The organism is uncultured Chitinophaga sp. (assembly GCF_902168175.1).
In the GTDB taxonomy this organism is placed as follows: domain Bacteria; phylum Bacteroidota; class Bacteroidia; order Chitinophagales; family Chitinophagaceae; genus Chitinophaga.
Genome location: NZ_CABHOU010000076.1, coordinates 197,625 through 220,959 on the forward strand (window position 1 = coordinate 197,625; position 23,335 = coordinate 220,959).

18 protein-coding genes are annotated in these 23,335 nt (G+C 48.7%); 12 read left to right on the top strand and 6 right to left on the bottom strand.

The features are described 5' to 3' along the window. Positions 1-4: 4 nt before the first annotated feature. Positions 5-3,301, bottom strand: coding sequence for a TonB-dependent receptor (locus QZT80_RS18115; RefSeq protein ID WP_295125226.1), 3,297 nt, complete (start codon positions 3,299-3,301; stop codon positions 5-7). Between the two features lie 429 nt (positions 3,302-3,730). On the opposite strand from QZT80_RS18115, the gene QZT80_RS18120 reads away from it, so the two are divergent. Further along, positions 3,731-4,813 carry an ionic transporter y4hA gene (locus QZT80_RS18120; RefSeq protein ID WP_295125228.1) on the top strand — a complete coding sequence of 361 codons (1,083 nt, stop codon included), beginning with the start codon at positions 3,731-3,733 and terminating at the stop codon, positions 4,811-4,813. 82 nt (positions 4,814-4,895) lie between these two features. Here QZT80_RS18120 and QZT80_RS18125 read toward each other — a convergent pair whose 3' ends face one another. Together QZT80_RS18125 and QZT80_RS18130 are read right to left on the bottom strand one after the other, a co-directional pair. Then, on the bottom strand, positions 4,896-6,032 hold the full coding sequence (locus QZT80_RS18125) for a glycoside hydrolase family 43 protein (protein WP_295125232.1): 1,137 nt from the start codon (positions 6,030-6,032) through the stop codon (positions 4,896-4,898). Positions 6,033-6,217: 185 nt separating this feature from the next. After that, positions 6,218-7,096: an NmrA family NAD(P)-binding protein gene (locus QZT80_RS18130; RefSeq protein ID WP_295125235.1), complete on the bottom strand. Its 879-nt coding sequence runs from the start codon at positions 7,094-7,096 to the stop codon at positions 6,218-6,220. 81 nt (positions 7,097-7,177) lie between these two features. Between QZT80_RS18130 and QZT80_RS18135 the strand changes: the two genes are divergently transcribed. Continuing rightward, complete coding sequence (locus QZT80_RS18135; protein ID WP_295125238.1) at positions 7,178-7,546, top strand: helix-turn-helix domain-containing protein; 369 nt, start codon at positions 7,178-7,180, stop codon at positions 7,544-7,546. A 101-nt stretch (positions 7,547-7,647) separates the two neighbouring features. Here QZT80_RS18135 and QZT80_RS18140 read toward each other — a convergent pair whose 3' ends face one another. Next, positions 7,648-8,172, bottom strand: coding sequence for a GNAT family N-acetyltransferase (locus QZT80_RS18140; protein ID WP_295125240.1), 525 nt, complete (start codon positions 8,170-8,172; stop codon positions 7,648-7,650). Positions 8,173-8,268: 96 nt separating this feature from the next. Between QZT80_RS18140 and QZT80_RS18145 the strand changes: the two genes are divergently transcribed. The 8 genes from QZT80_RS18145 to QZT80_RS18180 all read left to right on the top strand — a co-directional run bounded on the left by QZT80_RS18145 (position 8,269) and on the right by QZT80_RS18180 (position 15,835). Further along, positions 8,269-8,553, top strand: a complete 285-nt coding sequence (locus QZT80_RS18145) for a hypothetical protein (RefSeq protein WP_295125243.1) — start codon at positions 8,269-8,271, stop codon at positions 8,551-8,553. A gap of 170 nt (positions 8,554-8,723) precedes the next feature. Next, positions 8,724-9,716 (top strand): SPFH domain-containing protein, encoded by a 993-nt coding sequence (locus tag QZT80_RS18150; protein ID WP_295125246.1) that lies wholly within the window; start codon positions 8,724-8,726, stop codon positions 9,714-9,716. Beyond that, positions 9,717-10,814, top strand: a complete 1,098-nt coding sequence (locus QZT80_RS18155) for a hypothetical protein (RefSeq protein ID WP_295125249.1) — start codon at positions 9,717-9,719, stop codon at positions 10,812-10,814. 157 nt (positions 10,815-10,971) lie between these two features. Then, complete coding sequence (locus QZT80_RS18160; protein ID WP_295125252.1) at positions 10,972-11,946, top strand: methylenetetrahydrofolate reductase; 975 nt, start codon at positions 10,972-10,974, stop codon at positions 11,944-11,946. Between the two features lie 412 nt (positions 11,947-12,358). Then, positions 12,359-13,672, top strand: coding sequence for an amidohydrolase (locus QZT80_RS18165; protein WP_295125255.1), 1,314 nt, complete (start codon positions 12,359-12,361; stop codon positions 13,670-13,672). Beyond that, the gene (locus QZT80_RS18170; RefSeq protein WP_295125258.1) at positions 13,672-13,806 is read left to right on the top strand and encodes a hypothetical protein; all 135 of its coding nucleotides are present in this window, start codon (positions 13,672-13,674) and stop codon (positions 13,804-13,806) included. The genes QZT80_RS18165 and QZT80_RS18170 overlap by 1 nt, the downstream gene beginning before the upstream one ends. Before the next feature lie 82 nt (positions 13,807-13,888). Beyond that, positions 13,889-14,989 (top strand): glycoside hydrolase family 88 protein, encoded by a 1,101-nt coding sequence (locus QZT80_RS18175; protein WP_295125261.1) that lies wholly within the window; start codon positions 13,889-13,891, stop codon positions 14,987-14,989. 21 nt (positions 14,990-15,010) lie between these two features. Next, positions 15,011-15,835 carry an AraC family transcriptional regulator gene (locus QZT80_RS18180; protein WP_295125264.1) on the top strand — a complete coding sequence of 275 codons (825 nt, stop codon included), beginning with the start codon at positions 15,011-15,013 and terminating at the stop codon, positions 15,833-15,835. A 354-nt stretch (positions 15,836-16,189) separates the two neighbouring features. Here QZT80_RS18180 and QZT80_RS18185 read toward each other — a convergent pair whose 3' ends face one another. Further along, positions 16,190-18,844: a glycoside hydrolase family 3 N-terminal domain-containing protein gene (locus tag QZT80_RS18185; protein WP_295125267.1), complete on the bottom strand. Its 2,655-nt coding sequence runs from the start codon at positions 18,842-18,844 to the stop codon at positions 16,190-16,192. A gap of 219 nt (positions 18,845-19,063) precedes the next feature. Between QZT80_RS18185 and QZT80_RS18190 the strand changes: the two genes are divergently transcribed. Next, on the top strand, positions 19,064-20,728 hold the full coding sequence (locus QZT80_RS18190; RefSeq protein ID WP_295125270.1) for a serine hydrolase: 1,665 nt from the start codon (positions 19,064-19,066) through the stop codon (positions 20,726-20,728). A gap of 39 nt (positions 20,729-20,767) precedes the next feature. On the opposite strand, the gene QZT80_RS18195 is transcribed toward QZT80_RS18190, so the two are convergent. Further along, entirely contained in the window at positions 20,768-22,279 is a 1,512-nt protein-coding gene (locus QZT80_RS18195) for a glycoside hydrolase family 43 protein (RefSeq protein WP_295125272.1), read from the bottom strand. Between the two features lie 211 nt (positions 22,280-22,490). Here QZT80_RS18195 and QZT80_RS18200 point away from each other — a divergent pair, with 211 nt between their 5' ends. Further along, entirely contained in the window at positions 22,491-23,333 is an 843-nt protein-coding gene (locus QZT80_RS18200; RefSeq protein WP_295125274.1) for a hypothetical protein, read from the top strand. Positions 23,334-23,335 lie beyond the last annotated feature (2 nt).

The following is a 23,335-nucleotide window of genomic DNA, read 5'->3' on the forward strand; positions in this document are numbered from 1 at the left end:
TGATTTAGAAATTAAGGGTTAAACCGGCAGATAAGGCTTTCAGCATAGGGTAGTTATAACCATCGCCGCTGGTGCCACCGCTCAGGTCGCGGTCAGAGCCGTAAATACTGGTTACGTCCGTATCGCGTGTCCATTTATACATGGGTGACCATGTCCAGAGGTTTTCTGCAGATACGTATATACGCAGGTCGCGGGCGCGTATTTTGGATACGAGGCGTTGCGGGAGGGTGTATCCCAACTGTACGTTTCTAAGCCTGATATACGCCGCATTTTGCAGGTAACGGTCATTAGCCACCTGTAATGCACGGCCGGTACCCTGCGCGATATAACCTACGAGCCGCGGAAGATAAGCGTCGTAGTTGCCCAGTTCTTCACGGAACATATTGTCTTGCTGCCAGGCAGGCAAAGCATTATAAGGACGGTTGTACATACCCCAGAAGCGCGCTTCTGCAGAAGGGTACCAGTCCTGTTTACCTACGCCCTGGAAGAACGCGGAAACGAAGATGCCATTCCAGTCGCCTGAGAGGTTCAGGCCGTAAGTATAACGGGCTTCAGAATTACCGATGATGGTTTTGTCGCCTGAGTTACCTACGCGGTTCAGCCCCTGGTAAATCACTTTATCACCATCGAGGTTTTTGAACTTGATATCGCCCGGGTAGTTCTTACGGGTGTTGGTGTTAGGGATGTTTGCCTGCGAAGGAGATTCAGTGATCTCGGCGGCAGATTTAAACAGTCCTTCTACACGATAACCCCAGATTTCACCTACACGTTGTCCTACGTAATAGTCGGTCAGGTTTTTATCAGGATTGTTGTATTTGGTAATTGTGGCCCATGAATCGGCTAAGGTAAACCGAACGCCATACCTGAATGATTTCGATGCTACGTTAAACTGGTCGGACCAGTTCACAGACAGTTCCCATCCGGTAGTTTCCAGGTCGGCATAGTTGCCCCTGGGTACGGTGGTGCCAAACACTTCCGGTACAGTGGGGCCTACGGTGAACATGTCTTTCGTCCAGCGCCTGTAAAAATCACCTACGAAAGTAAGGCGGTTGTTAAGGGCGGAGAGGTCAAGACCGAGGTTGCCTGTAGTAGAAGTTTCCCATGTTAATCCATCAGGTAATACAGCCGGCTGGCGGGTAGCCTGCGGACGGATACCATTGATGATGCGGCCTGACTGGGAAATGCCGAACTTCTCGTTGAAAGAGTAAGGCGCGATGTTACCGTTACCCAGCGAACCGTAAGAGGCACGGATTTTCACGTTCGACAGGGCTTTCGGGCTTATGTTCCAGAAAGGTTCTTCTGATAACCTCCAGCCTGCAGATACAGACGGGAAGAAGGCCCATTGCTGATCGGTAGGGAATTTTGAAGAACCGTCGTAACGACCATTTACTTCCAGTAAGTAACGATCACGGAAGTTGTAGTTAACACGATAGAAGCCACCTGCAATGGCCCACTTCTGGTAACCGCCGGTGGTCGTAATGGCCTGGCCGAGCGCCAGGCTAATATCGTCTGCATCACCGTAAACAATACCGTTACGTTGTGCCGTCAGATTACTGTAGATCGATTGCTCGTAGTTGAACCCTGCCAGGAAATTCAGGTTGTGACCACCGGTGAACTGATGCGTGTAATCTGCATAAAAGTTAGTAGCCAGGTAGTTGGTTGTTCTTTTGCGTTCCTGCAAATCGTTGGTGTTGGTACCTGTATAACCAATTACACCTTTGGCGCGGCTATAAGGAACCTGTACGCGGTTTTGCTGAGAAGCGATATCGGTAGTCTGGAAAGTGAAATCTGCGCGAACGTTCAGTTTATTATCCAGGAAATGTGCTTTCGCACCGACCTTGTTTTTCAGAAAGCGTTGTGTGTTATCGATGGCATTGCGGCCGATGTAATAATCACCCACCGTATAGGCGGCAGAAAAAGACAGGGTGCTGTCGGGGTTTAATAACGGCGCCAGCGGATGGCCTTCGTCCGCAATGTTCCTGTATATACCGCTACCTTCGCCAACGTTGAGTGGCTGGTGGTATTTCTGAACAGAATACTCGGTGTTGTTATCGATCTGCAACCAAGGGGTAACCTGCATGCTGCCTTTTGCGCGGAGGTTATACATGTTGTATTTGTCGCTGTTATAGCGGAACAGTCCATCCTGCCCGTTAAAGCGGCCGCTCAGGTAAAAAGTAGCTTTGTCGCTACCGCCGGAAACAGACAGATTATGGTCTTGCGCACCGAAGTTCTTTTTATACAGCTGATCATACCAATCGGTGCTGTAAAAGTACTGGTACTCACCAGTACTCGGATTCACTTCATACCTTGGCAACGAAGGGTCTTCCCACCTTCTTTTGATCTCTGCCAGGTAAGCAGGAGAGAAGCTGATGGTTTTGTTGATCGCCGTTGGAAGGCTGCCGTTATCGTTCCACCTGGCCCAGGCATCACTAAACGCTTGTGCCCAGGGATAAGATTCGGTGATATTATCAGGCACCTCGGTAGGCGATTTTATAGCATAGTTAGCGGAGTAAGTAAGATTTGTTTTTCCTGACTTCGCCACTTTCGTGGTAATAAGCACCACGCCGAAAGCTGCGCGGGCGCCGTAGATAGACGCAGAAGCCGCATCTTTTAATACGGAAATACTTTCGATATCATTCGGGTTTAACATGCGTGGGTCACCTTCCACACCATCGATCAGTACCAGTGCATTACCGCCCTGGCCGATCGAAGTGGTACCACGTACGTTAAACGTGGGCGACTGTGTAGGTTTACCATCCAGCATATTCAGGTTGAGGTTGGGCACTACACCTACAAGGCCTTGTGCCAGGTTCGGTATAGGACGGTTCTGAAATGTTTCCGGGCCTACCTGGTCAACCGCACCTGTAAGGTTTACTTTTTTTTGTGTACCATAACCTACCACCACTACAGCGTTCAGTGATTTTGAATCGGCTGTAAGCTGCACATTAAGTGTGCCGGCATTTCCAGGTTTAAGTTCCTGGCTAATGAAGCCGATATAGGAAAATACCAGTACTGTATTTTCATCAGGCACGTTCAACGCATAATTACCATCAACATCAGTAGAGGTGCCATTTTGCGTACCTTTTACAATGATGCTTACACCCGGTAAAGCTTCGCCGGTAGCACTGGTCACCTTGCCCTTAAGGCGATGTTCGGCCTGCGAAACCGATGCGTAAGAACGCGGTGCCGGAGAGGCACCTGCATGGCTGGCTATATTTCCCAACAGCAGCAACGCAATGCAGGCTAATGTTTTTTGAGGATAACTCCACGTTAGCTTAGGTCTTTTTTTCTCGAAATGCATAAAATAGATTTAGATTATAGCAGCGATGTTTGACGAATACACAATGAAAGGGGCGTAGCGAAGGCCAATAGCAGTGCGGGTTACCGCACACGCTCAATTTATAGTTCGCAATATGTTGCCTTCATACCAGCGTGGCAAAATTGGAAAATTTCAATCGGAAGTTTAGGTGCAGTAAGTGCAATTAACAAATTCATAATCTTAGTGATTGGGCCGGCAAATTATCTGTTGACATTGGCCAGGTTGGGATGCCATACGTTTGTAGTTGTTATGACCTGTTGTAATGCTGAATGGAAGTTGCTTACCGGCAACAGAAGTAGTGGAAATACATTATCTTAATGTAATGTTTGATCTTTTTTACGGAATAATCCGCTGCCGGGCTTTTCCAGCACAATAATTGCTGCAACAGGCAATTTCACTTAAATCATTTGGATGACAAAAAAACTACAACTCCCGTTATGGACCATCGCCGCCCCTGTGGTAGCATGGGCTGCTTATTTTGGTAATTCGCTCAGTTTGGGACTGTTCTACACTTTGTTTCTCGTGGTTGTTCTTATCGCTTCGGTGCTGGCAGCTGTGCATCATGCAGAAGTGGTGGCTCACCGTGTAGGTGAACCTTTTGGCACCTTATTACTGGCGTTGGCGATTACCGTTATCGAGGTAGCGCTGATCGTGTCGCTGATGCTCACCGGTGGCCCCGAAACAACAGCGCTTGCCCGCGACACAGTGTTAGCGGCGGTGATGATCATTTTAACTGCCATGATCGGCATATGCCTGCTGGTAGGCGGTATAAAGTTTAAGGAGCAGGAATTCAGGCTGCAGGGCGTTAGTGCTGCTCTGGTGGCGCTTACATCTATCCTCGTACTCACACTTATTCTTCCCAATTACACCACCAGTGAGGCCGGACCGTTTTACAGTCCTGTACAATTGATATTTGTAGCGGTTGTATGCTTAGTGTTGTATGGCGCTTTTGTAATGGTACAAACGGTGAGGCACCGCGATTTCTTTTTGCCCCCCGGTAACGACGGAAATGAAGAGGCGCATGCCGAGCCACCGACCACCAGAACGGCCCTTTTGAGTACGGTGTTGTTGTTATTGTGCCTGGGTATAGTGGTATTGCTCGCGAAGTCGCTGGCGCCCGATATTGAGAATGCGGTGATTAGTATGGACGCCCCGAAATCGCTGGTGGGCGTAATTATAGCAGCCGTGGTATTGTTACCGGAGGGATTGGCGGCTTATCGCGCTGCCCGCAAAAACCGTATTCAAACCAGCCTGAACCTCGCATTGGGTTCTGCACTGGCGAGTATCGGCCTCACCATTCCTGCAGTAGCCATCGTGTCGATGGTTACAGGTATGACGATTACGTTGGGTATTGATATGAAGGCTACCGTACTATTGCTGCTGGCACAGTTCACGATCGTGATTTCGCTGGCTACCGGCCGTACGAACATATTACACGGTGTGGTACTGCTCGTGATATTTATGGTGTACCTGTTTACGATCGTCGCCCCTTAATGTTCTTCCCGCGAAACTCAACCTGTAAAAACAAAACCGCCCGGCATCAGCCAGGCGGATATCAGGGAAGAAGTTGTATGCTTTACTTTACGCCTCCGGGCAGGGCCTGCGGAGTGGTTTTAGGCCCGTCTACCACTAGTTTACCGTCTTTCAAAATTCTCATCCTGTCAATAAACACAACACGTTGGTCGCCGGTGGCCGACGTGCGGGCGTGATATACGCAGAGCATTTCTTTTCCGTTGGGTGAATAGGTAATGCTGTTATGTCCTGTGCCGGTTACTACACCACCCTGTTCTACGTTTTTCTGTAACACAGGGTTGTTAGCCGCCTTAGTGAAAGGGCCCAGCGGACTTTTAGCCGTAGCGTATCCTACTGCGTAATTCTTACCGCCAAAGTAGTTGGCGGAATACATCATGTAGTAGGTATTGCCTTTTTTGAAAGCAACGGAACCTTCTGTCCAGCGACGATTCACCTCTTTGGACGTTACCGAACGGCTTTCCCAATCGGCTTGTTTATCACTCATTTTTACAGGTGGGCGCAATAACAATACTGGTTCACCGATCACGCCGCTGAAGTCCGGTTTCAGCTCAACGCCATACACCCAGCTCTCCTCAATGAAGTCGAACCAGCCCTTTTGCTTCGCCCATGTGGCGACCTCGCTTTCCACCGCATGTTTGTAGCAACAGCGGGAGTAATAGAGATACATTTTGCCGCTTTTATCAAACAATACATTGGCATCGATGACCGGATATCCCGGATCGAAAACAGGTTTGTTGTGTAAGTCGATAAACGGGCCGGTAGGGCGGTCGGATATAGCTACGCCGATTTTGAAATTCTCCAGGTCTTTACCCGGATTTACTTTCCATTGTGCGCTGTAGAACATATAGAACCTGCCGTTATGCTCATACACTTCAGGCGCCCAGTAAGCACCGTTCCATGCAGCGGTAGAATCGCTCCAGCCATTCTTGTTGCTGGCATAATACACCTGGCCTTCGTCTTTCCAGTTCACCAGGTCGGAGGAAGAATAGGCTGCAAATCCATTTTTAGCGCCGGCACCGGTGCCGTACATGTAATACCGGCCACCTTTAGTCTGTAAAACATAAGGATCGCCAAATTCAACGGGCAACGGGTTGGTGTAAGTGCGGGCCGGTTGTGCAAATAGTGTGGTGGTACATAACGTCAAAGCGACGTGGAGAAATCCAGATTTAATCTTCATCATTCAATATTTATCATGCGTGGATGTGTATACTGTAACGCCAAATATAATTGCTGGAAGCCACATTTTTGCTATTCGGGGAAATTTGGGTGTATGGGGAAGTGATACAGGATTAAATGAATGGCTGATGCCAAAAATGAAATGGCCGTACCGTTAAAACGATACAGCCATTTTAATAGCTAACGGGCTTAAAACGCTCCTGCAAATTCCTTTGCGAAGTCTTCAAGTTTAGTAGTGCCCGTTACAGTTGCCCCGGTTTTAGCGAAGTCAGACTGTATAGCGCCTTTACGAAGACCAGCGCCCATATCTGCATATAAATGAGCCATCTCCGCCGGTACGCCCGCCTGTGTGGCGCCTTCAACAAACTGTTCGTCGCTGAAAGGTACCCAGGGCAGTTCAGGTTTACCGATTGCCTTGCCCAATGCCTGCGCTACCTCCGCTGCAGTACGGTAATCGCTCACAATGTAGCGCACATGAGTGCCATTGCCGCTTTGCTGTAATTCCTCCGCTGCGGCAGTTGCTATATCCTGCGGATGCACAAGTGGTATTAATGTTTCGCCGGGGAGATTGGAGCCCAGTATGCCTGCGGTTTTTATCAGCGTTACATCATTGTAGTAATTAGTGTAAAAGTATCCCGCACGTAAAAAGGTAATGTTGATACCTTTTAGCTGCCTAAAAGCCTGCTCGATGTGGTATAGGCCTTCGATGGGGCCGGTGCCACCAGGCAGATCGGCGCCGATGCTGCTTAACATTACCACACGTTTCACATTCGCCGTTTTAAATGCCTCTGCGAAAGCTTTGCCTGCATTGGCAGTATTGGCGATCACATCTGAACCGCCCAAAGCGGGTGGTGTAAGCACAAACACGCTATCGGCACCCGCAAATGTTTGTGCCAGAAATGTCGCATCACTCACCGAGCCAATGGCAGCGGTAGCACCTAAGTTCTCAATGGCTGCTCTACGTTTTTCCTGGCTGGTTACCACGGTAACGTCCTGTCCGCCAGCTACTAACATGGTGGCCAGTTTCTTTCCAATGTTCCCTAAAGAACCTGTTACTATAATCTTCATGTAATTAATTTTTTAATTGTTGATAGCAAAGGTATCTTTGTACATACTTTTTGACAAGTACTTACCCTAAAGTATGTAGCTATGACAGCCATCAAGAAAACATCTACGATCCAGGAAAATAAGCAGTACGCGATTGATCGGTGCCCGGTTACCTACGTAATGGAAAAGATCGGCAGCTACTGGAAACCGATTATCCTGTTCCAGTTATCATTGGGCGAAAAACGGTATGGGGAGCTGAGGCGATCTATACCTACCATCACCGAGAAGGTGCTTATACAGCAATTGAAGCAGTTGGAAACAGACGGGTTGATCGTGCGCGAAGCGAAGCCTGTGGTACCGCCTTTCGTGAATTACAAACTCAGTAAATCAGGGGAAGGGCTTTTCCCTGTGCTGGATGCCATGGCTATATGGGCAACGCGGGAGTTGAGTGGAGAAGCGGCCATTGAATAGGTTTTTAGGGCTTGCTCGAAATAATGCGGGCAAGCGTATACTTCGGTCGCAATTATCGCCTTTTGGTGACGGTGTAAGATGAGTGGTGGACCATATTATTTTCAGGAAATAAGATTTTCTACATCCTGCCACACATACCTGTGCGCCGGCGCCGTGTTGCCATCCTCATTAACCTTCTCAACTGTTTCTGCATTTTTACCGCCAACACGGTCGTACACCTTAATGGCGTTGGTGTTTTTAACGTATACCCACAGGTACATTTTTGAATTACGTGCTTCCTGAAGTATGTACCCGGCAGCGCGTTGCATCAGCTGTTTGCCCACGCCTGTATTCCGGTAAGCTTCTGCTACATGGAGGTTGTCGAGCAGGGTGCCGAAGGTAGTGTCTTCATCAAGTAAAATACAGGCAAAACCTATCAGTCTGCCGTCAGCTTCCGCTACTGTTACCCGTTGCCGGGCATCCGGGAAAGCCAGGCGCTGATGCCATGCCTGCGCACGTTCATCCTCTACTTCATTATCAAGGAAGTGGTCACTGAATATGCCACGGTAGGTTTGTTGCCAGCTTTTTGCATGAAGATGGGCAATGGCGGCGGCATCTGAAAGTTGAGCAATTCTTAGCTCTGTCATGTCACGGATCTTTCCGCCTAAAATAATAAAAGTTCAGTCTTGTTTAATGGAAATCGATTAGCGGCTCATTTTAGCAATTTGTACTAACTTACACCCATGAAAAACATGCTCTTTTTAGCAGGCCTGGCCTTACTGGCTATTTCCTGCGCCAATAACACCAAACCTGAGGCGGCAATGAAAGATACGGTGATCACAACGGCCACTGTGAAGTATGATACCCTGATGGTCGCCAATAAAACGGACCCGTTCTGCGGTATGTCACTTGCCTCGGGTGTGAATGATACGGCGCATTATAATAATGCGGTACTCGGATTTTGTTCCAGTTCCTGCAAAGATGGGTTCCTGGCGGATGCCGGTAAGTACCCGGTGGAAATGAAATAATATCCTCTGTAAAATAACAACGGCCGGTTACATCTTTTTTGATCTGACCGGCTGTTGTGTGTAAAACAGGCAGTGGCATGTTAACCCTGCCGCCTTCCATAAAATTCCGTCCGTCAAAATCATCTAATATCGTATCTTCTCCCCACCGAAATTTTAAAACCACCAGACACATGGGACTTTTTGATTTTATCAAGAATGAATTTATCGAGGTCATCGACTGGGTTGATGACACACAGGAAACAGTGATCTACAAGTTTCCTGACAAGGGCAATAAGATTATGAACGGCGCCCAGCTTACCGTGCGGGAGAGCCAGGTGGCCGTGTTGATGAACGAGGGGGAGTTCGGGGATACTTATATTCCCGGCCGCCACGAGCTGAGTACGAAGAACATGCCCATTACCACAACGTTGAAAAGCTGGAAATACCTGTTCGATACGCCTTTTAAGGTGGATGTGTTTTTTGTAAGCACGAAGTACTTTACTAACCTTAAATGGGGTACCTCTAACCCGATCATCGTTCGCGACCCTGTATTTCAACAGGTGCGCCTGCGTTCGTTCGGTACTTACACCATCCGCGTGGTGGACCCTAAAAAGTTTATCCGCGAGTTTGCAGGCACTAATCCGTGGGTACGTATTGACGCGGTTAGCGAGCAACTGCGTAATGCGATTGTAAGTAAGATGGCCGAAGGACTGGCAGAGGCAGGCATTGCCGTACTGGACCTTGCTGCTAACTTTACAGAAATAGGGGAGAAGCTGAAACCCGTATTCCAGAAAGAATTTGAGATCTGGGGTATTGAACTGGGACAGTTTTACATAGAGAACGTAACGCTGCCTGAAGAGGTAGAAAAAATGCTGGACAAAACCACTCAGCTCAATATGCTGGATGGCAAACTACAGCAGTTTAACCAGATGCAGGCGGGTATTGCACTCGAAAAACTGGGTGATAACCCGGGCGCTGCCGGTACGGCCGGATTAGGCGCAGGCGTTATCCTGACCAATATGCTGCAGCCGCAACAGGCACAGGCCCCGGCTCCGCAACCCGCTACGGAAGATAAACAGCAATTGCTCGACCTGCTTAAACAACTGGGCGAACTAAAAGCTTCTGGTATCATTACAGAGGAAGAATTCAACCAAAAAAAGACCGATATTTTAGGCAAGTTATAGATGGAACCGCTACCTGTACAAAAAGACGCGCTGTTATTATTTCCCTGTCCCGGTTGTAATTCCCAGTTATACTTTAACCCGAAATTACAGCAACTGGAGTGCAGCCACTGTGGCACCCGGGTGGCTATTGAAAATGGTGCGGACCAGATCAGGGAAAATGACCTGCATAAGCAAATGTCGGCTAATGCCGACCCTTCGGTTACTATCGAACAATTAACTTACAAGTGTAATCGCTGCGGGTCGCAAACGGCCTTTAACAGCGAAACGCCTACTTTCATCTGCGCTTATTGCAATTTTGAAGTGGTCAATCCTGTCGCCTATAAAACGCGCATCATTCAGCCCTCGGGCATCGTGCCGTTTGGGGTCGATCAGCAACGCTCGGTAATCATCTTTAAAACATGGCTGGGCCAGGGCTTCTGGGCACCCAAAGATCTTACTGAGTTTGCCCGGCAGGACGGTTTACATGGCATGTACCTTCCATTCTGGACCTACGATGCACAAACCTTTTCGAGCTGGACCGGTTATGGTGGACGTTATTACTACGAAACCGAATGGTACACCGATAGCCAGGGTAAACGGCAAACCCGCCAGGTGCAGCGTACCGAATGGATTTACCGTAGCGGTACCTACCAGCATTTCTTCGACGATATCCTGATCGGGGGCGCTACCGAACTGTCGCAGGAAGAATACGAATCCATCTTCCCCTTTAACCTGGAAGCCATGGTGAACTTCGATCCGCGGTATTTGTCCGGCTGGCAGGCCGATGTGTACGATGTAACGGTGGGGGATGGTTATGAACGTGCGGAAGATATCATGCAAAATGAGATTCATGCCGCCTGCGCCGCCCAGTGCCGTATTGATACCTACCGCGACCTTAACGTGAATACGCAGTACTCAAACCAGACGTACAAACACGTACTGCTGCCCATCTGGATTTGCTCTTACATGTATAAAAACAAGAAATACCATTTTCTTATTAACGGGCAAACTGGTAAGATACATGGTAAAAAGCCTGTGTCCACGGGTAAAGTAGTGTTGGCAGTGTTACTTGCACTGCTGGTGATTGTCGCCATCATTTATTTTGGCAGTGGTGGCTGATAACTACGTATAAAATGCTTCTGACAAGGCCTTCTTCCTGCGGGAGGGAAGGCCTTGTTTTTATAGGCTGATGGGGGATTAAAGCGTATTTTATCCTCCTAAAGTTGTTTTTTACCGGTTTTTAACCAAACTTGCGTGCCACCTAAAGAGGCTTAATATGGGCTATGGTTTAGCTGATAAAATTATAAGTGGAGGTTCGAGGCCTGTTTTTTACAGTCTTACACCCCCAAAAATTACTACTGGCTGGGATAGAATTGCCGAAATAGCGAAAGGCCAGGCCGACCGTTTGACCGGGCTCGACATCGATGCACTGATCTTGTACGATATACAGGATGAGTCATCGCGTACAGATAAAGAAAGAACGTTTGGGTTCATTTCCACCGTGCCGCCCGAGCAATATAGCAGGGATTACTTCCAGGGTCTTGATATCCCGAAGATCATCTATAAAAGTATTGCCAACCTGGATGCTGCCGGGTTTCAACAATGGCTGACAGCGAACAGTGATGTGCAATACTCCGTATTCGTAGGTGCATCGTCGCAAAGCCAGGTCGAAAAAACAAACTTCTCCCTGAAAGATGCGTATGCACTTCGTCAGCAGGTGAACCCGGGTTTGTTACTTGGCGGCGTCACCATTCCCGAAAGGCATGCAAAGAAAGGCGATGAACACTTACGTATCGCCAGCAAAATAGCCGAAGGCTGCAGCTTCTTCGTATCACAGTGCGTATACAATGTGAACGATACCAAAGACCTGCTGGCCGATTACTACTATCACTCCTGCGAGAACAACGTTTCCTGCAAACCACTCATATTTACCCTGGCCCCCTGCGGCTCTCTCAAAACCCTCCAGTTCATGGAGTGGTTAGGCATTAAAGTGCCGAAATGGCTGCTCAACGACCTTAAACATTCTAAAGACATCCTTGAGTCTTCCATTCACACCTGCCTCAACGTAGCGTCAGAAATCCTGGAATACGCCGATAAGAAGAACATGGAGGTAGGCTTTAACATCGAAAGTATCTCTATTAAAAAGGATGAAATAGCAGCATCTATTGAGTTGTTGAAGAGCGTGGTGAAGTTAAGTAAGCAGCCGGCTAAAGCGGCACTGAATGGCAACGGAGCGGCAGTGGTGGTGTAGTTTTTTACATTAGAAACTTAGGTGGAGCAAAGCTTTACCCCATCGTCATTGCGAGGCACGAAGCAATCTTCGTGCGTAGTCTCCGCGTTAGTCAAACGTGGGCGTCAGGCAACATTAGCACAATCAGGGTGTACTCGCCTTCAATAAGATCACTATGGCGAAAAGTTTTTTTACTGATGCGAAGACTACACACGAAGATTGCTTCGTGCCTCGCAATGACGGTCTGGGAGTGGCTCGCAGCGGCGAGTAGAGAGTGTGTGAAAAGTCTCCGCACGATAACAGTGATGTTGCTGTACATGAGGGGTGTGTTTCTCTCCATGCATTTAAACTTATAAATCTTACAATCATTGTTATAAAACCTACCCTTCTCCCAAAACAGGACCCACTATCTTCGTGCAAAACGATACACCGCATGAGCGCTAACCATATTTCCCGCAAAGATTTTCTCCGTAATTCGGCCATCGCCACACTGGGCCTGGGCATTACGCCTGCATTGTCGTCAGCGGCGGCAATAACAGCAAATAGTAAAATCGTCAAACTGAAGAACGTTCGCCTGGAAACAGGGTTTGAATATGATGGGGATGAGGTGATCGCTACCAAAACGGCGCTGTTCTGCGTGGAAATCACAGATGGTAAGTTCACGTCCATTCTTCCTAACGATCCGAAGGCTAAAGCCACCGACGCCAAAGGCTGGCTGATGTTGCCTGCCTTTAAGGACATGCACATTCATCTGGATAAAACCTACTACGGTGGCCCCTGGAAGGCTGTACGCCGGCGGCAGGGCGGTGTTAAAGGCATGATCGAGTTGGAGAAGCAGATTATACCCGATCTGCTTAAAACCTCTACAGAAAGGGCGGAAAAGCTGATAGAACTATTACAGTCACGCGGCTCTGCCTTTGCAAGAAGTCATGTGAATATAGAACCTACTTCGAAACTCGATTCCCTCAAACATCTGCAGGTAGCGCTGGAGAACAAAAAGGCAGGCTTCGGTGCCGAGCTGGTGGCCTTTCCCCAACATGGATTGTATTACACCGAATCTGTTCCCTGGATGCAGGAAGCGGCGAAAATGGATATCGATTTTATAGGCGGGGTAGATCCGTTCTCTGTGGACGGCGATATCGCCAAACCGATGGACTTCATCGTAAAACTGGCGCTGGACAACAATAAAGGTATTGATATTCACCTGCACGAATCGGGCGAATCGGGATTGAAAACGGTGGAGTACCTCATCGACCGGGTAAATGAAAATCCCGTATTGAAAGGTAAAACCTTCCTGAGCCATTGTTTCGTGCTTGCAAAACTGGACAAGGCCAAACAGGAGGAAATAGCTGATAAACTGGGCCAGGCGCAGATCGGCATTATGTCTACCATCCCGTTCGGTAACACGATCATGCCTATTCCTACGCTGTATAAATATGGCGTGTATGTAGGGGCGGGCAACGACTGTATTATCGATCACTGGAATACATGGGGCTCTGGTAGCGTGTTACAGAAGGCGAACGTAATGGCGCAGTTGTATGGCTACGGCACTGAGTTTCTTTTATCAAGAAGCCTGAAACTGGCCACCGGTAATATACTGCCGCTGGACGATAAAGGCATTCAGCAATGGCCGAAGGTCGGTAACGACGCCACCGTTGCATTACTCGATGCCAGTTGCTCCGCCGAAGCAGTTTCCCGCATCTCCCCGGTGAAGTCGCTTATTTACCAGGGTAATACTGTGTTTTAATGAAGACGATCCTGTTCATCCTGAAAACAGCAGGCAGCAGGCTGGACATACCCGGCAAAAACGGCGTAACCCCTTTACAACATGCAAAAAAATCAGGTTATACAGCGATCGTAAAAATACTGGAAGAAAGATAAGCAGCTGTTGTGCAGGCCCGGGAGATGAAAAAACGGATTTTTTTCGCCATATTTCCAGGGAAACCACAATACTAACACCCGTATGAAACGTTCCGGACTTACTATCGCCCTGCTGGCAGGCATCTTATTCACGTCATCTGCACAGACCTCCAAACTCCGTAAAGACGCTATCTTAAAACGCCTGACCAGCTTTGCTGACTGGCAATACAATAACCTGTACGGCAAAGTATATCCCAATAAAATCGACTGGATTTATGCGCCTTTCTGGGACGGTATTACTTCGTTGTACAAGATCACGAGGAACGATACTTACCTGCAATCCATGGTGCAAACAGGAGAGGAGTACAGTTGGAAAACCATGAACGATGTGTTTAACGCTGACAGGCTTCCGATTGGTCGCATGTACTTTGACGCTGCCGCATTCTCCGGAAAAAAGGAATATGCCGACAAGATCACATGGGTGCTGGACATGCACATGTCGCGTTCTGCCAAAGCGGACGTAAAACACAAAGGAAACCCTTACCGCTATGAGTGGTGGACGTGGTGCGACGCGCTGTACATGGGTCCCTCAACTTTCGTGAAAGCAGCCCAGATCACAGGCAATCCAAAGTATCTCGATTACATGGAGAAACACTGGTTCAAAACATCCGACTACTTATACAGCAAAACTGATTCTCTTTACTATCGCGACGACAACTTCTTCGACAAACAATCACCTAACGGCAATAAGGTGTTCTGGGGAAGAGGCAACGGTTGGGTAATTGCCGGTTTAGCCATGGTGCTGAACGATTTGCCGAAAGAATATAGCAACCGCGCCAAATTTGAGCAGCAGTTCCGCGAAATGGCCTATAAAATGAAATCATTGCAGCGGAAGGACGGTTTATGGGCGAGCAACCTGCTCGATCCCGGTACTGCTCCCGGCGAATCCAGCGCCACCGCCCTTATCACATACGCACTCACCTGGGGTGTTAATAACGGCCTGCTGGACAAAGCCACTTTTGGCCGCCCGGTAGAAACGGCCTGGCTCCGTTTAGTGCAAAACGTTAACGCCGAAGGCAAACTCGGTTACGTACAAAAGGTAAGCGATGCACCCGGCGGCGCTGGTCCCGACGATACCCAGATCTACGCCGCAGGCGCGTTCATCATGGCCGGCTGCGAAATATTCCGGTTCGCTGCGAAGTAATTTTATTCCTTAATTTCGGAGATGGACCATTTCCCGGTATTAGGCATCCAGGAGTTCAGTCAGGGTAAATCCCAGGACTGTAATATCCTGTTCCATGAACTGCTCGGCGAACGCACCATCGACGAGGCCCACAAACATGATTTCTTTATCGCCCTGCTCTTCGAAAAAGGAGCAGGCACCCATACCATCGATTTCGTTTCGTACCCGATCGGGGAATACCAGCTTCACCTGTTGTTCCCCGGCCAGGTGCACGAATGGAAGTTCGAACAGGAAACAATCGGCTACCAGCTCATGATCGATAGCGCCCCCTTCGAAAGTTTCCTGCCGTCCTTACGTTTCTCCTCCGCCTTTTACCATGGCCATCCGGTCATTGATCTTTCCCCTTCCGATTACAGTATCGTATTGCAGGAGTTCCGCGCCGTGCAGCAGGAGCTCGACATCAAACCCGTGTTCTGGCAGTTGGTCCAGAGCCGCTGCACCACATTAGGCCTGCTTATTAGCAGGATAGCTGCTTCTGCCGGTATTTACCAGCCCAGCGCTGCGTTATCCCGCTTTATGGGCCTGATTGATACACACTTCCGAGAGCAACGTTCCGTGGCCTTCTATGCCGGTGAAATCGGCATTTCTCCTAATTACCTGAACATCCTGTGCAAACGCGAACTGAACGTTTCTGCATCGTCCCTGATCAACGACAGGGTGTTGCTGGAGGCCAAGCGATTGCTGAAAGCGTCTAAGATGAGCGTGAAGGAGATTGTATTTGATCTTGGATTTTACGATCAGGCTAACTTTTCGAAGTTTTTTAAGGGGAAGACGGGGATGACGGCGGGGGAGTTTAAAGAGGGGTAGGGGCGCCTTATCCATTCTTCGACCATCCTTCGAGGATCCTTGCAGGATCCTTGCTAAAAACAAGCCCTTTGTTGCTGTTCGCTTGCTGTCGCCTTGCTGAAACCTTGCTAAAATGTACTACTTTGTTGCTGAAACCTTGCTGAAACATAGCTGAAACCCTCGTGAAATCACGAAATACAGCAACAATCAGCAACGATTCACGAACGATCCTCGAATGATCCCGGGAGAACGCTGGAAGCCGATAGCTGTTCACCCACCGAAAATACCGTTTCCACCCACCAGATTAACCGCCGCCACCTATCGTTGACTTTTTATGCTAACAATCTGATGTACTTTTGTACTGTTGTCGCTAAGTTACTTCACCTCCAACACCCCACTCAACCTCACATCCGCCGACGAAGCCCCGATCATCACGGTAAACGTCCCCGGTTCTACCACCCACTTCATATCCTTATTCAGCATTTGCAGTAATTCAGGCGTGATATTAAAACTTATCGTCTTTGCTTCACCAGGTGCTAACCGCACACGCTGGAAGCCTTTGAGCGCCATCACAGGCTGCGCCAGCGAAGCGAGATTATCTTTGATGTACAACTGTGGTACTTCATCGCCGGCCACTTTGCCTGTATTCTTTATTTCAAAACGTACAGTCACTGATTCGTCCTGTGCAATTTGCTGCTTATCGAACTGAAGGTTGCTGTAAGCAAAGCTGGTATAACTAAGTCCGTACCCGAAAGGGAACAATGGTCTGCCGCTCAGGTTGTTGTAGTCGTCGCCGCGACCGGTGGGTTTGTGGTTGTACACAAGCGGTACCTGTGCTTCGTGTAAGGGGAAAGTTATCGGCAATTTGCCACCGGGGTTGTAAGCGCCCGTGAGTACATCTGCTACGGCGCGGCCGCCTTCTTCGCCCGGGTACCAGGCCAGCAGGATGCTGTTTACATCATCTTTCCAGTTGTTCATGGTAATAGCACTGCCACCGATCAATACTACCGTTACGGGTTTGCCCAAGGCGGCTACTTCTTTGATCATTTGCTCCTGCAGGCCGGGCAATGATAACATAGCCCTGTCGCGGAACTCGCCTTCTTCAATACCGGCTACGATGAGCACTTCATCAGCATTACGCGCTGCGGCAACAGCCTCGCTTAATAAGACCTTCCTGTGGTCGTTCTTTTCAAGTACGAGCTGTATTTTACCATTGCCTACGGCTTCGAAGAACTCCACTTTTATCTTATAAGTTTTACCTTTTTCAAATGAATGCGTAACCAGCTTTTCGTTAAACGATCGTTTCGCCCAATTATCAATCAGTAACTGATCGTTGAGGTAGAGGCGGTAACCATCGTTGCCGGTTAAACCGATCTTGTAATTACCTGTACTGTCGGCAGTAAATACACCTTCCCATTTAACGGAGTAGAAGTCCTGCGCCAGTTTTTCGGTAGGACGCATGAACGTCCAGTATTTGTCTATTTTATCGTCGACGCCTGCCTGTACAGGCGTGCCTTGCAACTGGATGTTATCGTATATCGAATACTGCAACCCTTTCTTCAGTTCACTGCCTTCGTAGTGCGACAACTGCCTCGCCGGCAATACTTCCCATGTATGGTACTCGCGGCCGGGACCAGGCGCATAAGTGATCACGGTGTTACCCAGTTTCTCCTTCAGTCCTTTTAAGATCGATACTTTCTGTGTACCAGGGCCGCTGTAGCCACCCAGTCTTGCTTCTTCCGCATCGGTGCCCAGTAAGGCAATTCTTTTTATATGGGCAGATAATGGGAGGGCGCCTTCGTTTTTCAGCAACACCATGGCTTCCATGGCGGCCTGTTTGGCGATAGGTTTATGTGGATAGACTTTCGCTGCTTCTTTTTCATTCACATAAGGCTGGTCGAACAGGCTCAGTTCGAATTTGGCGCGCAACACTCTCGCTACTGCATCATCTATCCTTTGCTGATTAATTTTTCCATCATAGAAGTGTGGGTCGAATAATTTATGATGGGAATAATCAGTTTGAAATATTACATCGAGGCCGTTGTCTACTGCGTCCTGTGCCGATCCGGGATAATCTTTTACCGTGTGGTGCAGCACCAGTGTACCACCGGTTGCACCTGCATCTGAAATAACAAAGCCATTAAAGCCCCATTCTTTTTTCAGTTTGTCCATCAGCAGCCAGGAGTTAGCGGTAGCGGCTTTTCCATCTACAGAGTTGTAGGCCGTCATCACCGAGCGACTGCCGCCTCTTTCGAAACAGGCTTTGAATGGCAGGAAATGTGTTTCTTCCAGGTAACGCTCGTTAAACTGGATAGGGTAGCTGTCACGGCCGCCATCGCCCACATTGGCCACAAAGTGTTTGGGGGTGGTAACGATGTTCTTTTTCTCGAACGCACTTACAAACGCCACGCCCATTTCCGATGCCAGGAAAGGATCTTCTCCATATGTTTCTTCCGTTCTGCCCCAGCGTACATCACTGGCAAGGTTCACCACGGGCGTTAATATCTGGCGGATGCCACGCTGTTTTGTTTCATCGGCGATCGCGTTCGCTACTTTGCTCATCATGGCAGTATCGAAAGTCGCGGCCAAACCTATAGATTGCGGGAACGAAGTAGCGTTGTCGCGCAGTAAGCCATGTAAGGCTTCATCAAAAAACAGCAGGGGAATACCCAGTCGTGTTTTTTCGACGAAGTACTTTTGAATGCTGTTAATCTTTTTCGCGAGTTGCAGTGCATTTTCGCGGCTGCTGTTATAACTCAATAGCTGCTGCGCCGCTTCGCCTGCGCCCGATGTAGCTGCGCTTACCTGGAAACCGAACAGGCCGTTTTTATACTGGCCCGGAGTGGCTTTGTCCAGGTCGCCGGGGATCATAAACATCTGCCAGAACTTTTCTTCCGGCGTCATGCGGCCTAATAAGTCCTGCACGCGCTGTTCCACAGGCAGGTTCTTGTTTTTGTAAGGGAGTTGTTGCGCGTTCGCAGTTAAACAAAGAGTAGTGATAAACAAAGTAGCCGATAAAATACGTAGCATGATATGCATAAAGTTTAAAACAGTAAATTGGCAGGGCGATACTGCCAGCTGGCTAAGTTAGCGCATTTTTCCAATCCTGACTTGCGGATGGCCGGTGAAGCATGACTCAATTAAAATACCATCATTAATGGCTAAAATGCGATTATGCGCTCGGTGGATTCCTTCATTCTCCCTTATATTTACATTCTTTTGTAACAATTGCCGGAACCAATCGTCTTCATGCAAACGAACTTAATGAACCGCCAGCTTATTTACTGTCTACTACTGATCGGATTATCTTTTCCTGCAGTAACGAATGCGCAAACCATCCATCGTAAACAACTCGACAGTCTCCTGGTAACGCTGGCTAAACCTACTGGCCCGGGTTTGTCTGTGGCGATATGGCAACATGGTAAATTGAAATATGATCGAAGTGCAGGATTGGCGGACATTGCAGCGCTGAGGAAGAACACGCCGTTCACGCCGTTTAACATTGCCTCTACCAGTAAACAGTTCACCGCTGCGGCTATTTATATTCTTGCAGACAGGGGTAAACTGAGTACAGATGATAAACTCTCTAAATATTTCCCGGATTTTCCGGCTTATGCAGACAGTATTACGATAGCGCACCTGATCCACCATCAGAGCGGGCTGCGCGACCTGAATGCGCTGATCTGGCTGAGGGATATGGATGAGAATTCAGCCTATACTGATTCCATCGTGTATAATGTACTGGTAAAGCAGCACTCGCTGAACTTCTCGCCGGGCACGCAATTCAGCTATTCCAACTCGGGTTACTTCCTGCTTTCGCTGATCGTTAAAAAGGTGAGCGGGCAGGACCTGGCGGAGTTTACGTACCGTAATATTTTTAAGCCGCTGAAGATGGATCAAACTGCCTTTTCACGTACGCACCAGGTGAAGAACAAGGCGAACGGGTATGTGGTGAGCGGCGATACTTTCGTGGTAAGCAATCTGCGGAACGCGATCATTGGGTCCAGCAATATTTACAGTATGATCTATGATTTTGGGCCCTGGTTCCGCGAAATGGCGAATCATAAATTATTGGGCGAAGCAGTCTGGAAAAAGATGCTTACCCCCGCTGCGACAACAAGTGGCGAAGTAACCCGGTATGCCGGCGGTTTATCGATCAGTAATTACAGAGGCGACGATATGGTATCTCATGGAGGCGATCTTAGCGGGTATCACAGCGGCATGTTCCACCTTCCGAAACGCGGGGTCGATATTATCGTGATGGGCAATCACGATCAGATTTATGGAAGCGCCGTGTTCAGAGCCATTTATGAACTGTGGTTCCCAACGCCCAAACCCTTGGCCGGCGCAGTAACTGTGCAGCCTGTAATCGTAGATACCGCTGCTTTTACAGGCATTTACACCGCAGTGAAGGATAGTATACTAAGTGTAGGGTTCAGTATCAGCGATGGTAAGATCATGTTGAAGCAATATTGGAACAATGAAGAATATGCCGTGGTGGCGATCAGCGATTCCACGCTGGCCGTAGAGGCCGATAAGGCGATACAGTTCGTGTTTGGCCAGTTGGTCAATAACAAAGCAGGGGAGATGACGCTTTTGCAGGACGGTAACCGTACCGTCTTTAAAAGGACCGACCGTGCAGTGACTACCGACCACAAAACAACAGAGGAATATATCGGACGCTATTACAGCCCGGAGATTGAAGCTTATTACGAATTGTTGTTGGAAGAAGGGGCGCTAAAAGTACTGATCGGTGAAGGAAAATATGGTATGGTCAATACAGGGGCGAAGGATAGTTTCATCGTGCCGGCTAACGGCCTGGAGGTCAAATTTACCCGGAATGATCAGGCGAAGGTTACCGGCTTCACACTAATTCATGTACGCGTAAACGGATTGACGTTTAAAAAGCAATAAAAAAAGGGCCGTTCTCTCATCAGAACGGCCCTTTTTTTATTATCGGTTGATCAGCTCAAATGTAGAGAACGCGGCCTGTTCGTTCGCTGCTCCTTTGAAATGCAGGCCACCGCGCGGACTTCTGTCCCATTGTGGCAGGAAACCCACAGGCTGTTTGGAGCCTACTGCTTTCCAATCTGCACCTGCCTGTTTATAAAACACTTCGCAGGTAAGGTCAGGTAACATGCTGAACTTCAGTTGCACAGGACTTCCTGTTTTAATAGTAGCTGCCGCTATCACCGAACGTTTGTTATCCTTTACCATCCAGTATTCTACCTTATCCCCGGTAACACCAACGCCTATGGCAGCATTCACATCACCATAAAACGCCAGGCCCTTAAGCGCGGCATTGCTGTTGACAACAGTAGTAATCAGGTCGAAATGACGGCTTACCGGGCGAACGGTTAATACGATGCCGGTGTTATTACCTTCGCGTGTAGCGCCGGAAAGCGACAGTCTGCCTGCCTTCTGGCCTGCAACAGGTGTGGAGTTGCGGAAGTCCCACTGCCAGTAAGCGGCAATGTTTTTTTCTTTGAAAGATGCGGTGATGTTTTTAGGCGTATTGTCTGGCGCACGGCGGGGTACCAGCGCAGGCCAGCCGTTGTTCCATGCCAGTTCGGCCATCATGCCTTCCCGGCCGGTAAATACATTGTTCTCCTGGTTGTAGGCGTGGTAGAGGTATACATACTTTCCATCAGGCTGCGTTACAAACGTTCCGTGCCCGGGGCATTTCCAGGCTTCCAGTGTTTGTAGGATGGGGTTCTTGCTATAATATTCATAAGGCCCTTTGAAGTTGGCCGAACGGGCTACGCTTACATGATAACTACATCCGCCGCCGCAACAATTGCCGGCAGAGTAGAACAGGTAGTAAAAGCCGTCTTTCTTCAGGATGGCCTGTCCCTCCATACCTATTTTGTCATCGTCCTTTAGCATAGAGAATACCTCTCCTTCGAGTTTCAGTCCGTCGGCCGACAGTTTGCTGCCCAGTATTTCGATCGGGCGCTTATCGAGGCCGTAGGCTTTAAAGGTCATGTATAGTTGCCCGTTATCATTATACACAAAAGCATCAATGGCTTCTTTTCCGAAACTGACGATCACGCCATGGTCTTTGAAGCCCCGGTCAGGGTATTTGGACGTGGCCACCCCTATGCAGGAGATGTTATCCGACTTGCGGCGGGCGGTATAATACAGATAGTAAGTGTTGTTATGAAAGTAGTATTCTGGCGCCCAGAAGGAGCCTGACGTCCATCCCGGCGCTTTATCAAACACATAACCCACCTGTTTCCAATTGCGCAGGTTGGTGGAAGAATAGATAGGGTAGTGTGGCGCCCATTCCGACGAAGTGGCGGTGGCGAAGTAAGTTTTGCCGCTTTTAATGACCGATGGATCGGCAAAGTCGCCCGGGATTAACGCGCCGGGCGAGGTTTGGGCGGTTAAAGCCAGGGGCCCCAGTGTACAGGCTGCCATTATCAGCAGGTCTTTAAAACGATAACGTGTAGTCTTGCGCATCATAAATTGTAAAGTGAAGCGGGTAAACTACAAACCATTTCCGAAGAAAAGAAAGATGATACGTGAACGGCAGCGCTTTAATAACCCTATACCAGAAACCTTTGTCCTTGTGTACGGACGCCGTTCAGGGAAGGTGCTGCAAAACTGGCAGCTTATTTGTTTTATCTCTTTAGGTAAATCATACCAACGTACTCATCCTGAAAACCATTGTCTTATGAAACACCTTCTTCTACTGGCCTGCCTTCTGAGTTCAGTCACGGCCATATATGCTCAGCAATCCGAACGATATGCCCCCTGGTTTGTGGAACGGTTTAAGGTGAGCGCAAGCTTCTTCGCCCCCTCCAACAATACCGATGTTAAGTTGAGCAACACCGAATTTCTCGGTTCTGAAGTCAATCTCGAAGACGATCTCGGTTTCCGCGATCACATCAATACGTTTAAGGCAGACGTGCAGTGGCGGGCGTCCAGCCGCTCCCGGTTCGACTTCAGTTATTACCGCCTGCACCGCAGCGCTATACATCAGTTGGAGAAAACGATACAGTTCGGGGAAAATACTTACAACGTAAATGGTACTACAGATGGGTATTTCAATAGTGATATCTTCCGCCTGTCTTACGGTTACGCTATATTCCAGGGTGCTAAATATGAAGCGGGACTGATGGCCGGCGTACACGTGTTAAAAATGGACATGGGGCTTGAACTCACCAGTGCAGGGGCCAATCTGGACGTGAAAGATACTTATGATGTTACAGCGCCGCTACCCAATGTGGGCATTTGGGGCGGATACGCCTTTTCGCCCCGCTGGGCCGTAAACGGCGACCTGTCTTATATGTCACTAAGTATCGATGATATCAATGGAAGTATTGTCACAGGTGGTGTGAACGTAAGTTACAGGATAGGGGCAGGCTTTAGCGCCAGCGCAGGTTATATGGGGCTCAACGTGAATTTCGATGGCGAGAGAGATGGTATGCTCGGCGATGTGGATTGGGCGTTTCACGGGCCGGTAGTATCAGTGTCTTATGGATTTGGCGGTAAACGCTGGAAAACACTTAAATAACT